Origin of the sequence: Ralstonia sp. RL (assembly GCF_001683835.1) — a bacterium.
In the GTDB taxonomy this organism is placed as follows: domain Bacteria; phylum Pseudomonadota; class Gammaproteobacteria; order Burkholderiales; family Burkholderiaceae; genus Ralstonia; species Ralstonia mannitolilytica.
Window position 1 is genome coordinate 1 of sequence record NZ_LWRX01000218.1, and the last position, 12,798, is coordinate 12,798.

A 12,798-nucleotide genomic window follows, 5' to 3' on the forward strand; every position below is an offset into this window, starting at 1 on the left:
CGTGTTCTTGATGTACTGGTACTGGCCGTACAGCTTGACCACGCCAAAGTCGTATGTCGCGCCCAGCTGCGCAGCAGTCTGGCGCGAGAAGCCCGTCACCAGGGCGTTCAGGTCGCCGGGGCTCGCATCGAAGCGCACCTGCTGGAACGCCGCCGTGGCCGCGAAGTTGCCGTGGAAGTACAGGAAGTTGCCGCCCCACTTGTTCTGGCCGTTGTGGCCGGCCTGCTCGCCTGCCCCGTAGATGAAGTTGCCGGTCAGCCCGTTGAAATCGGGCGTGGAATACATGATCGAGTTGTCCCAGCCCGAATCGCCCACCAGGCCCGAAATACCGGCGGTGCCCGTACGGCCGTTGCCGAGGTAGGTGTGGAACACCATCGGCGAGAACGTATACGAATCGATGAACGGGTTGAAGAGAATCGTCGAGACGAAATACGGCGGGGTGTTGCGGCCGAGCTTGATCGAGCCCCACGTGTTCGACTGCAGGCCCACGAAGGCATTGCGGGCAAAGAAGTGGTCCCCGTCAAAGCGACCGACCTTGCCGGTGTCTGGACGGAAGAACGCTTCGAGCGTGAAGATCGCCTTCAGGCCGTTGCCCAGGTCTTCGCTGCCCTTCATGCCCCAGTACGACGTCGACATGCCACCCGAATTGACGCCCCAGGCGCGATCGGATGCGCCGAGGTTCTTGGTCGCGCCGGCCCAGGCGTCCACCTGGCCGTAGAGCATGACGGACGACTGTGCCTGCGCTGCGCCGGCGGCAAGGCCGGCGGCGGCGGTCAGGCCCGCCGCGGCCACCTTGAAACGTCGCTTGAGTTGCATCGTTGATTTCTCCCTCTTGTGGTTCCGTTGTGTTGAATCGACTTCGCGCGGCAGGCGGCTCAACCTGCCCCGCTGAGACGGCGCGAACGAATGCAACAGCCGTGCCAATACCGTGACGGCGGCCGGGATGTCACAAATCAATGCGTTGCGCGGGAAGGGGCGCAGACTAGCTTGAATACCCGTGGCAGACAAGTCCCAACGCAGGGGTGTGTGGCGCGGATTCTGCACCGTGCTGGCGCAAGTGCGCGATGGAGCATGGTCATGCCCGCTCGTCGTTCTGCAACACCCGCAGATCGACTTCGCGCAGATAGCGCTCCGGCGAAAAATCGCAATACGTCAGGGAGATGGGCAGGTCGGACACGCTATAGCCGATGCGGCGCACGCGCACGAGCGGCACACCGGCCGCCACGCCAAGCGCGTCAGCCTGGTGGGCATCGGCCAGGCACGCCAGCGTCGCCTCGCGCGAGCGCGTGATCGTCAGGTTGGCACGCTGGAACACCTGCACGAAAAGACGGTCTTCAAAGTCCCGTGCTTCGAGCATGGCCGCCAGGCTCGAGGTCAGCCACGTGCGCAGCAGCATGATGGTCTGCCCGTCCACGCGCGCACGGCGCTCGACGAAGGCGACCTGCGCGCCGGGCTCGAGCTCCAGCGCCGCGGCAACGGCTTCGTCGGCCGGCCGGAGCTGGAAGGCGCTGACGGTGTAGACCGCGCCCGGCACGTATTCGAGCGCGGCATCAGACTGCCCCCGCGCATACAGCACCGGCCGATGCGGCCCCGAGGAATCCAGCACCACGCTGCGCTGGCCGCGTGCACGCTTGAGCAGCCCCCGCGCGGCGAGCTCGTTGAGCGTACGGCGCGCCGTGAGCCGCGATACGGCGTAGCGCTGCGCCAGTTCATTCTCGCTGGGGGCGATGCTGCCGGCCGGCAGGTTGCCGTGCAGGATGTCCAGCCGGATGCGGTCGGCCAGTTCGAGGTATTTGGGCAGGCGGGGCGTCATGCCAGCGTTATACAGGAACATGCGGCGCCCGCTCCAACAAAAACGGCCCACCAGAGCGGTGAGCCGTTTTGCTCCATGCGGTACGCCGGATGCGGATCAGGCGATGAGGAATTTGTCGCGGTTCTTGCCGATCCAGGCCGGCGCACGGCCGCGGCCGGACCATGTCGCGCCGGTCTTCGGATCGCGATACTTGGGCGGCACCGGCGACTTGGCGCCCGCGCGGCGACCGCGGCGCGGGACCAGGCCCAGATCTTCCGCCGTCAGGCCATATTCGGCAACCGTCTGGCGAACCTGCTGAATCACGGCTTCCAGTTCCTTGGCGCGCGCCATTTCAATCTGTTCTTCCAGCTTGGCCTTTTGTGCAATCAATTCCTTGTATGTCGCCATATGGGCTCCCGATAAAGACCGGTATGAAGTCCGGTGTGGACAGAATATTAGGCGAATTGTATTCGCAACTGAAATCAAATTTCAATGCTTTCAATTGTGAAGCTTCAAAGCATGCGGCTTAGCGCCGTCGACAAAACCGGCATGGCGCACGAGTCGGCGCTTACCGGTACAAGAGAACGGCACGGCCACGACCGCAGCGATAGCAGCAGAGTTGAACACCACCCGTCTCTCGCGGGCGCCCGGGCTTGGCACGCCAGATGCTGTCTCAAGGGCCATCGTCGGACCGCGTTCCCGCATACGAATTCGTGGCGTGGTTTCAATGGCGCAGGTGTGGTTCTTTTTGAGCGTGCCGTGCATGCGCGATTTGCATTCCCGGGCGTGCCGGCATTCTCGAATTTGCCAAGGGGGCTTCTTTTCGCCTTGAAGGTTCTGCGGAATCCTCCACCCGCATTTCGGCTTGACGACAGACGTGCCTATTGATATCCGCGCGAATTGGAGCTTACGCAGCGATCAATCAATCCACTTTCCCGCACGGTAAAAAAACGTCAAACCGTATTGAACACACCGACGCCACGCACATGACCTCGATCTCGCAGGGCCGGGCCGAACGTCGCAATACAAGGGTGGGCTGCGGGCACAGCCCAATCAAAGTGTTGTATTCGCCACAAACGAGACTTTGCGCCACGCACGACTTTTGCGCATCATGAAGAATGTTGTCTCCCCTTCCGCCGGCCCAGCGCCGCGGATCCGTGCATGGCGAGATCTCGTGGGCCATACCATTGGTTGGAGCGTGGGATGCAAGACGAACTTTCCTACCCGCTGTCGGCGCAAAGCCTGCCCGTTCCGCTCTATGTCGTGCTCGAGGGCCGCATCGTGTATGCCAATGCGGCGGGGGTCTGCATGTTGCACGCGGCATCTGCCGATCAATTGCTGGGCGAGCCGTTCTCCCGCTTCTTCCAGGATGTTCCGGCCTGGCTTGCCGCTGCGGACGCAGACCACGCCGACCCCGCCATGCCGGAGGGGCCGCAGGCGCCGCAAGCACAGCTCGTCTCGGCCATCGCGCTTGGCGCCCTGACCGACCCCGTGCGCGTCCGCCTGACGGTCACCCCGACCCGCTTCGAAGGCCTGCCGGCCCAGCAGGTGGTGGTGCATGGCCTGCCCTTGCCGCTCGATGCGCAGATGCCGGGCAAACCCGGTGAACGCATCCTCAGTGCTGAAACCGTTGGCGCAGCATTGCCCTATGAACACCTCGATTACCTGCTCTCGACACTGCCGTCGAGCACCTCGCCAGGCGAGCGGCTGCAGGCGGTGCTCAGGGCCATCGAAGCGACGTTGCCGAACTCGCTCTGCGTCGTGGTGCGTGTGGTGTCGGGGCGTGCCAGGCTATACGGCACACAGACGGCACGGTCGCAGTTGGCATCCCGGCCCGCATCTGCAACGCGCCCGGCACCCGACACGCTCGACACCGACCTCGCGAGCCTGGCGCCCCTGCTGCACGATCTGCCCCCGGTCGAGCTGGTGCGCCACGCCAATGTGCCCGCGGCATTGCGAGAGGTATTGGCTGGCGCGCTGGCCGATGCACGCCCTGCCTGGCTGTGCCGCATCCCCGCCCAACACGGTGGCATCGCGGCAGGTGAAGATCTGCTCTGCCTGTTCTACCCCGCCCCGGATTCAACACCGCCCGGCGATGCAGCCTTGCGCGACGCCTGCGGCCACTATGTCGCCGCACTGGTCAAACTGCTGCGGCTCGAAACCGAATACCGCCAGACCCGCGAGTTGCGCGACCAGTATCGGCTTGTGGTCAACCACCTCAGCGAAGGCGTGTTGACGCTGTCGATTGACGGGCGGGTCCTGTCTTACAACCGCAGCGCGGCGGAAATCCTTCGCCTGTCCGGCGCGTCGTGGAAGGGGCGGCCGCGCGCCGCGTTCTCCGACATGATGTTCAGCGAAGACGGCACCATCCTGCCGCGCGCCGCGTGGCCGTCGACCATAGCGGCCCGCACCGGACGCGCCGTCAGCAACGTCGTGGTGGGCGTGCAGGCGACCAACGGGCAAGTCGTCTGGCTGCGCGAATCGGTGTTGCCGATGTTCTCGCCCGACAGCGCCTCGCCGCACGCGGTGCTGGTCATCTTCAGCGACATCACGGCCGAGCGCTCGGCGCACGAGCAGCTGCGCCTGCTTGAAACCAAGGACTCGCTCACTGGCCTGCCGAATCGCGCCGCATTCGTCGAGCGGCTCGATGCGCGGCTGGCATTGCAGGCCAGCGGTGAACTGGCGCTGCTCTACATCGGCCTGGACCACTTCAAGACGGTCAACGAGGCGATGGGCCACCACACGGGCAACCAGATCCTGAACACCGCGGCGCAGCGCCTGCGGGCCGCAGCCGGCCCGCGCGCGCTGCTGGCCCGCCTGGGCGGGGACCGGTTCTGCGTCGCCATTGAAGACCCGGCCGCAGCCGATGGCCTGGCGCGGCAGGTGCTCGAAGCGCTGGCCAAGCCCTTTGCCGGCGACCAGCGCGAAGTGCACCTCTCTGCCAGCATCGGCGTGGCGGTCTTTCCCGCAGACGGCGGCGACGCGGGCACGCTCGTCATGCACGCCGAGGCGGCCATGTACCGGGCCAAGGAACAGGGCCGCAACCGCGTCGCACGGTATTCGCGTGCGCTTGAAACCCAGATGCTGCGCCGCTTCACCCTGAACGAACGCATGCGCAGGGCGCTCGCGCGCGGCCAGGTGCGGCTGGTCTATCAACCGAAGTACGCGCTGGCGTCGCGCGAGATGGTCGCGGTCGAGGCGCTGATGCGCTGGTCGGATCCGGAGCTCGGCGCGGTGTCGCCCGCCGAGTTCATCGACGTGGCAGAGGAGTCTGGCTACATCCTCGAGCTGGGCCGCTGGGCACTGATGCAGGCGTGCACGCAAGGCCAGGCGTGGGCGCGCGAGTTCGGCTTTACGGGACGCATCGCGGTGAACGTGTCGGCGCGGCAGTGCGATGCGGGCGTCATCGAACAGGACGTGGACGAAGCGCTGAGGACATCCGGCCTGGCGCCCACGCGCCTGGAGCTTGAATTGACCGAAAGCGTGCTGCTGGCGGACCGGCCGTCGACGCAGCGGCTGCTCACGAGCCTCGCTGCGCGCGGGGTGCGTATCTCGCTGGATGACTTCGGCATCGGGTTTTCCTCGCTGTCGTACCTGCGCAGCCTGCCGATCCACAACATCAAGATCGACCGATCGTTCATCAGCGGCGTACCGGTGGTACCCGACTGCGTGGCCCTGACCAAGACCATCATCGCGATGGCCCGCGCGCTGAACATGACCGTCACGGCCGAGGGCGTTGAGACGGCCGAGCAGTCGGCCTTCCTCGCGGCCCACGCGTGCGATGAAGTGCAGGGGTTTCTCTTCGGCCGGCCGCTGGAGGTGCCGGCGCTGGAGGCGCTTCTACGCTCGCACAGCCGCGCGCGGGCATAAAAAAAAACGGACCGCGGAGGTCCGTTTCTTGTGTGGACGGGCGTCGATCAGCGCGTCGTCACGTTGCCGACCAGACCGCCCAGTGCGGCACCGCCCAAGGTTGCCCCCGGACCGCCGATGAGCGCAGCGCCGGCCAGTCCGCCCACGCCCGCACCGATGGCTGTATTGCGCTGGCGCGCCGTCATGTTGGCACAGCCGGTTGCCGTCAGCAGCATCACACCGGCCAGCAGAGTCGTCAGTACCCGAATCATGTTCTTCTCCTTGGAATGCGTCGGTTGCCATCACCGACCGCGTACCGAAAGTCTGGCCAGCCAGTGCACAACGTGCTGTTTCAAGTTGTAATCAGACGTTGCACGCGCCGACGGCAATGAAGATGTCTTAACGCTGACGCACCTTGCCAAATTCGCGGGCAACGCCGACACAAACGCGTCACCACGCGGGCCGGGTAAGGTTTCCCACAGAGTTATCCACATGTTCTGTGCATAACCGGCCATGGCCGCCAGTCCCGAAATCACAAAGGGCTTGACGGTTTTCGACAAACGTGCCGAGCACGGGAAGCTGCCGTGTCAAGCGCAAGTTATCCACATCGTGACGGGGTGTTACATCCTGCAACAACTCCTTGCGCGTCAAGCGGTTGCACACGCTTTTGCAACCGGTTTGACTGCTGCTGTGGACAAGTCTGGGCGGGGTGATGTGGTCCGTGCAGGATCGATTGCGCCTGGAGACGGCGGACGATCCGTTCGGGATACGCAGTCTGCAACAGCCCCCCATGTGCAGTCCCTTTTTCGTGGTTCCATGATTGGAACCATGGATGTTCCGTTCAGGAAACCCTGGGCCGCACCGGGCTGGCAAGAGAGCGCCGGCGTTACCCCAGCCAGCCGAACTGGCACCGAGGGTGGATCAACGCGTCAGGTCGCCAGGCGTATCGACGTCGCGCAGGATGCCGGCATCGTCCGTATCGATGCGGATGAGCGTGCCCGGCGTGATCAGCCGCCGTGCGCCTTCGTCGCCATCGAGCGACGCCAGGCCCGCGAAGAAATCGGCGCCAAAGCCGATCGGGTGCCCGCGCTGCCCCTCGTAAAACGGTGCGACGCAGTGGCCCGCGTCCAGCGCACCGGCCAACTGCGCGATGGTGGCGGGGGCGATCCACGGCATGTCGGCCAGGGCGATGACCCAGCCGCCGGCGTGCGGTCGGGCCGCCACCCCGGCGGCCAGGCTGGCGCCCATGCCGCGCGCGGCGTCGGCGCATCGCAGCACCTCGCAGCCCGCCTCGGCCAGCAAAGCGGCCAGCCGCTCAACCTGGGCCCCATGCGTGGCGGCAGCGGGCACCACCGCCACCACATCGTCCAGCGCCTGCTTCAGGTGCCGCGCGGCCTGCAACGCGACCGGCGTACCGGCGGTGACGCCATCGCGCAGCGGCGCGAGCAGCTTGTTGGCCGCGCCGGCCGGATCGAACCGGCTGCCGCGTCCCGCGGCCAGCAGGACACCCACCACAGGCCGCTGCGACATCAGACGACCTCGGTCTTGAGCGTGACTTCCACGTTGTTGCGTGTGGCGTTCGAATACGGGCATACCTCGTGAGCCTTGGCGACCAGCGCATCCGCATCGCCCTGCGACAACCCGCCGATGCGCGCGGTCAGGCCGACCTTCAGGCCGAAGCCGCCTTCGGGCCGTGTGCCGATGCCCACGTCGCAGTGGATCTCGATGCTGGTGGGGTTGAGCTTGAGGACGGTCTTGGCCACAAAGTCGCACGCCGAGCCGAAGCATGCGGCATAGCCGGCTGCGAACAGGTCTTCGGGGGTGGTCGTATTGGGCTTGCCGGGGCCGCCCATCGATTTCGGTACCGACAGGTCGTGCGACACCTGGCCGTCTTCGGTCTGCGTGTGGCCGTTGCGGCCGCCCGTGGCCTTGGCGTGCGCGGTGTACAGGATATTGAGTGCCATGATGATCTCCGGTTCGTGAGAGAGCGTGCGCAGCAAGAAACGCTCCGCAGTAAAACGCCGGCATACATTGCTGCATGCCGGCGCCAATCACATCACGCGTGGATGACGGTCACACCGTATCGAACGGCAGCTTGCGCAGCCGCTTGCCGGTGAGCGCAAACACGGCATTGGCCACCGCCGGCGCGATCGGCGGCGTGCCGGGTTCGCCCAGGCCGGTCGGGTTGTCTTCCGACGGCACGAAGAACACGTTCACCGGCGGCGCGTCCGGCATGCGCACGGGCGGGAAGTCGGTGAAGTTGCTGTTCTTGGTGGCGCCGTGTTCGATTTCGATGGCAAACCCGGGCTGGATCATCGCCAGGCCGAACACGCACGCCCCCTGGATCTGCGCTTCGGCGCCCATCGGGTTGACCACGCGGTTGGCGTGCACGCCGGCGGTCACGCGATGCACGCGCGGCTTGCCTTGGTCGATCGACACCTCGACCACATACGCCACGACCGACTCGAACGACGCGTGCACCGCCACGCCCCACGCCTGGCCCTTCGGCAGCTTGCGCTTGCCGTAGCCGGACTTGTCGACAGCCAGCTGCAGCGCCGCGCGATGGCGCTCGTGTTCCTTGCCTGTGAAGCGCGCCATGCGGAAGGCCACCGGATCCTGCCGGGCGGCGTGCGCCACTTCGTCGACCATGGTTTCCATCACGTAGGCCGTGTGCGTGTGGCCCACCGAGCGCCACCACAGCACCGGCACGTTCACGTCGGGGTGATGCACCGTCAGCTGCATCGGAAAGCCATAGTGGTTCTCGATCACGCCCTCCACCATGGTCTCGTCCACCCCGTTCTTGACCATGAAGGCCTCGAACGGCGTGCCCTTGAGGATCGACTGGCCGACGATCACGTGATCCCAGCCAACCACCTTGCCGCTGTTGTCGACACCCACACTGACGCGGTGCAGGTGCATCGGCCGGTAGTAACCGCCGCGGATGTCGTCTTCGCGGCTCCAGATCACCTTGACGGGGCCGTTGTGGCCGGCAGCCGCGTAGGCCTTGGCCACGTTGGCAGCTTCCACGACATAGTCCGACGTGGTGATCGCGCGCCGGCCGAAGCCGCCGCCGGCCATCATCGTGTTGAGCTCGATCTTGTCCGGCGCCACGCCGAGCACCTTGGCGATCGCGCCCTGGTCGATGGTCTGGAACTGCGAGCCGACCCACACCTTCGCGCCGGTCGTCTTGCCGCCGTCGCGCTGCAGGTCGATCGTGCAGTTCAGCGGCTCCATCGGTGCGTGCGCCAGGTACGGAAACTCGTAGTCGGCCTGGATGCGCGTGGGCGCGGATGCAATGCCGCTCACGTCGGCGGTCTTGGCGACCGTGCCGGGCTGGCCCGCGAGCTTGCGGTATTCCTCCATCAGCGCGGGCGTGGACACCGTCGAGCCGGCGTCTTCCCACGTGACCTGCAGGGCGTCGCGGCCCATCTTGGCGGGCCAGTAGCCATCGGCAATGACCGCCACGCCGCTGCCGCCGCGGTCGGTCGGGATCTGCAACACGTCGACCACGCCCTTCACCGCCTTGGCCGCCGCCGCGTCGTACTTGGCGACCTTGCCGCCAAAACGCGGCGGGCGGGCCAGCACCGCGACCTTCATGTTGGGCAAGCGCGTGTCCAGACCAAACTTGAGCGAGCTGTCGAGCTTCGCGCGCGCATCGAGGCGCGGCGTCGGCTTGCCGACGATGCGGAACTGCGACGGGTTCTTCAGCGTGACCTGCGCCGGCACCGGCAGGGCCATCGCGGCCTGCGCGAGCTCGCCGTACGTCGCGCGATGGCTACCCGACGTGACCACGCCGTTGACCGTGCGGCAGGTCGACGGGTCGACCTTCCAGCGCTCGGCCGCGGCAGCAATCAGCATCGCGCGCGCACGTGCGCCCAGCTCGCGATATTGCTGGAACGAATGGTTCAGCGCGGTCGAGCCGCCCGTCATCTGGATGCCGAAGCCCGGGTCCTTGTATGGATCGCCCGCCGGCGCGAGCATGCCGCGCACGTTGCGCCAGTCCACGTCGAGTTCTTCGGCCAGCGCCATCGGCAGCGCGGTATGCACGCCCTGCCCGAACTCGAGCCGGTTCACGGCCACCGTCACGGTGTTGTCCGGCGCGATGATGATGAACGCTTGCGGCGGCGAAGGCGGCTTGGCCTTCGCGTCCTGCGCGCCGGCCAGTGCGGGCGCAATCCCGAGCGCCAGCCCGCCACCGGCCAGCGTCGTGAGTTTCAGAAAGCTGCGGCGGTCGAGCGCCACCGTAGCCCGAGCGCCGGCATCCGCAGTTGCCGGCTGATGTTGCGCGCCGCCACCGGCCAGCGCTTCCAGGTTTCGAATACGCATCGTGGGTTCTCCGGTGGGGCTTACGCCAGCGACTTCGCAGCGTCGTGGATCGCCGCGCGAATCCGCTGATACGTCGCGCAGCGGCACAGGTTGCCGGCCATCGCGGCATCGATATCGGCGTCGGTCGGCTTCTTCTTGCTGCGCAGCAGGCCGACCGCGCTCATCATCTGGCCGCTCTGGCAGTAGCCGCATTGCGCCACGTCATGCTTGACCCACGCCTCGAGCACGGCCTTGCCGACCTTGTCGTCGGCGATGTGTTCGGACGTGGTGATCTGCTGGCCCGCCACTGCGGAAATCGGCAGCACGCAGCTGCGCGTGGGCTGGCCGTTCAGGTGCACCGTGCAGGCACCGCACGACGCAACGCCGCAACCGAACTTCGTGCCGGTCAGGCCCAGGTTGTCGCGCAACGCCCAGAGCAGCGGGGTCGACGGATCCGCATCGACTTCCACCGGTTTGCCGTTGATGTTCAACGTGACCATTGGGGGATTCTCCTTGTGGGGCGTGAGGGGAGTCTTACCGTTATGACGCCTTCGATATAGCGGGCTGGCGGTATGGACGGGGTGTATTAAAGCAGGTTCGGATGGGTTCTGCTGGCGCCACATCACATGGCTTCTGGCGGGCTGCACACGTTTTCGTCGGCTCTGGATCTGGTGGTTCATGTGCCCAAAAAAGCCGTCCGGAATCCGCCCAGGCAGCTTGACAACACCCCGCCCTCCCCATCACTATCGCCGGATGCATTCTCAGCAGACCATCCTCCGTACCGCTCCTGCCCGCACCCTCTCGTGCGTGCGCGGTCTGCTATCCGCTTCTCTACTACGCGTGTAAGCGCGTAGACCACTCTTTCCGCCTCGTTCCGGTGTTTGACCGGTCCGTGCCCTGAGCGGCGACGGGCCTTGTGTGTGGCGCAGTCCGTGCGCCGAATCGTTGGAGCTTTCTCATGCCCGCCTCGATCCCGCTTTCGCTACGACTACCGACCGGTTGCCAGACCACGCGCCCGTGGCTGTCTGGCCGCCACCTCCCGAACCCGATTCCGGCCACCCCGGACGCTGCCCGCGCGGCCGTCCCCGTTGTACGAAACCGATCTCGATCTCACAGGACGCACGCACCATGTTGAAGAACCCCGCCACCAAGTACCGCCCCTTCCCCGCCATCGCCCTCGCCGATCGCACCTGGCCCAACAAGACGATCACCCGTGCCCCGATCTGGATGAGCACGGACCTGCGCGACGGCAACCAGGCCTTGTTCGAGCCCATGAACGCCGAGCGCAAGATGCGCATGTTCAAGATGCTCGTGCAGATCGGCTTCAAGGAGATCGAAGCCGCTTGCCCCGCTGCCTCCCAAACCGATTTTGATTTTGTCCGCGAGCTGATCGAGGGCGGACACATCCCTGACGGCGTGGCCATCGAAGTGCTCACGCAGGCCCGCGAAGACCTGATCCGCCGCACGATGGAATCGCTGCGCGGCGCCAAACGCGCCATCATCCACGTCTACAACGCGACCGCGCCGGTGTTCCGCCGCACGGTGTTCAACACCGACCGCGAAGGCGTCAAGCGCATTGCCGTGCAAAGCGCCAAGCTGATCCGCGAGATTGCGGAAACGATGCCCGAGACGCAGTGGACGTATCAGTACAGCCCCGAAGTCTTCAGCGGCACCGAGCTGGATTTTGCGCTGGAGGTCTGCAACGCGGTGACCGAAGTCTGGGAGCCGACGCCCGAGCACAAGATCGTCTTCAACCTGCCTGCCACGGTGGAGATGGCCACGCCAAACATCTACGCCGACCAGATCGAATGGATGCATCGCAACCTGGCGCGCCGCGATTCGATCATCCTCTCCGTGCATCCGCACAATGACCGCGGCACTGCCGTGGCAGCGGCTGAACTGGCCGTGATGGCCGGCGCCGATCGCGTGGAAGGCTGCCTGTTCGGCAATGGCGAGCGCACCGGCAACGTGGATCTCGTCACGCTTGCGCTGAACCTGTATTCGCAGGGCGTCGATCCGGGCCTGGATTTTTCGCACATCAACGACGTGGCCCGCACGTGCGAAGACTGCACGCAGCTGCCGGTGCATCCGCGCCATCCGTACGTGGGCGACCTGGTGTTCACGGCGTTCTCGGGCTCGCACCAGGATGCGATCAAGAAGGGCTTTGCCGTGCAGAAGCCCGACGCCATCTGGGAAATGCCGTACCTGCCGATCGACCCGGCCGACGTGGGCCGCACGTACGACTCGATCATTCGCGTGAACAGCCAGTCGGGCAAGGGCGGGATCGCATACCTGCTCGAATCGGGCTATGGCGTGGCGATGCCGCGGCGCCTGCAGGTGGAGTTCAGCAGCACCGTGCAGAAGCTGACCGACGAAAGCGGCCGCGAAGTGACCGCCGCCGACATCTGGGCACTGTTCCAGCAGACGTATCTGCGCAGCGATGGCGCAATCGGCTACGTGTCGCACCGCCTGACCGAGCAGGAAGACGGCAGCCAGCACATCCGCCTGGTCGTCAACATTGCCGATCGTGAGCACATCTGCGAAGGCGTGGGCAACGGGCCGCTGGATGCGCTCGTGCATGCGCTGTCGCACGTGCTGACGGCACCCGTGTCGATCCACCACTATGAAGAACGTGCACTGGGCCAAGGCGCCAATGCCGACGCGATCGCTTTCGCGGAAGTGGCAGCGCCGGGCGTGGCCGGCAGCGTGTTCGGCGTGGGCGTGGATGCCAACCTGACCACCGCGTCGATCCGCGCGGTGGTGGGCGGCGTCAACCGGCTGATCACCCACGCGGGCAGCGGCATGCTGCGCAGCGGCAAGAACGAGGCACAAGCCGCTTAAGGCACACGTCG

General features: G+C 66.0%; 11 protein-coding genes. 2 read left to right on the forward strand and 9 right to left on the reverse strand.

Annotation, left to right across the window (positions count from 1 at the left end):
- The 4 genes from A6M56_RS19895 to A6M56_RS19910 all read right to left on the reverse strand — a co-directional run.
- Positions 1-816, reverse strand: an 816-nt coding sequence (locus tag A6M56_RS19895) for a porin (RefSeq protein ID WP_286758367.1), incomplete at its 3' end; no start/stop codon positions are given.
- Between the two features lie 259 nt (positions 817-1,075).
- Positions 1,076-1,813 carry a GntR family transcriptional regulator gene (locus A6M56_RS19900; RefSeq protein WP_045220302.1) on the reverse strand — a complete coding sequence of 246 codons (738 nt, stop codon included), beginning with the start codon at positions 1,811-1,813 and terminating at the stop codon, positions 1,076-1,078.
- A 96-nt stretch (positions 1,814-1,909) separates the two neighbouring features.
- Positions 1,910-2,200, reverse strand: coding sequence for an H-NS histone family protein (locus A6M56_RS19905; RefSeq protein ID WP_045218763.1), 291 nt, complete (start codon positions 2,198-2,200; stop codon positions 1,910-1,912).
- Between the two features lie 90 nt (positions 2,201-2,290).
- The gene (locus tag A6M56_RS19910) at positions 2,291-2,557 is read right to left on the reverse strand and encodes a hypothetical protein (protein ID WP_145997143.1); all 267 of its coding nucleotides are present in this window, start codon (positions 2,555-2,557) and stop codon (positions 2,291-2,293) included.
- A 438-nt stretch (positions 2,558-2,995) separates the two neighbouring features.
- Here A6M56_RS19910 and A6M56_RS19915 point away from each other — a divergent pair, with 438 nt between their 5' ends.
- Positions 2,996-5,662, forward strand: a complete 2,667-nt coding sequence (locus A6M56_RS19915) for a putative bifunctional diguanylate cyclase/phosphodiesterase (protein ID WP_102079249.1) — start codon at positions 2,996-2,998, stop codon at positions 5,660-5,662.
- Positions 5,663-5,709: 47 nt separating this feature from the next.
- Here the strand turns inward: A6M56_RS19915 and A6M56_RS19920 are convergent, their stop codons facing one another.
- From A6M56_RS19920 to A6M56_RS19940, 5 genes are all read right to left on the reverse strand, one after another.
- Entirely contained in the window at positions 5,710-5,913 is a 204-nt protein-coding gene (locus A6M56_RS19920; protein ID WP_082062863.1) for a YMGG-like glycine zipper-containing protein, read from the reverse strand.
- Between the two features lie 649 nt (positions 5,914-6,562).
- Complete coding sequence (locus tag A6M56_RS19925) at positions 6,563-7,171, reverse strand: nucleotidyltransferase family protein (protein WP_102079248.1); 609 nt, start codon at positions 7,169-7,171, stop codon at positions 6,563-6,565.
- A complete protein-coding gene (locus tag A6M56_RS19930; protein WP_045220309.1) occupies positions 7,171-7,605 on the reverse strand; it encodes an organic hydroperoxide resistance protein in 435 nt (144 codons plus the stop codon). The genes A6M56_RS19925 and A6M56_RS19930 overlap by 1 nt, the downstream gene beginning before the upstream one ends.
- Positions 7,606-7,714: 109 nt before the next feature.
- The gene (locus A6M56_RS19935) at positions 7,715-9,967 is read right to left on the reverse strand and encodes a xanthine dehydrogenase family protein molybdopterin-binding subunit (protein ID WP_102079247.1); all 2,253 of its coding nucleotides are present in this window, start codon (positions 9,965-9,967) and stop codon (positions 7,715-7,717) included.
- A gap of 20 nt (positions 9,968-9,987) precedes the next feature.
- Positions 9,988-10,446, reverse strand: a complete 459-nt coding sequence (locus tag A6M56_RS19940) for a (2Fe-2S)-binding protein (protein ID WP_045218774.1) — start codon at positions 10,444-10,446, stop codon at positions 9,988-9,990.
- A 628-nt stretch (positions 10,447-11,074) separates the two neighbouring features.
- On the opposite strand from A6M56_RS19940, the gene leuA reads away from it, so the two are divergent.
- A complete protein-coding gene (gene leuA / locus A6M56_RS19945; protein WP_102079246.1) occupies positions 11,075-12,787 on the forward strand; it encodes a 2-isopropylmalate synthase in 1,713 nt (570 codons plus the stop codon).
- Positions 12,788-12,798: the final 11 nt, after the last annotated feature.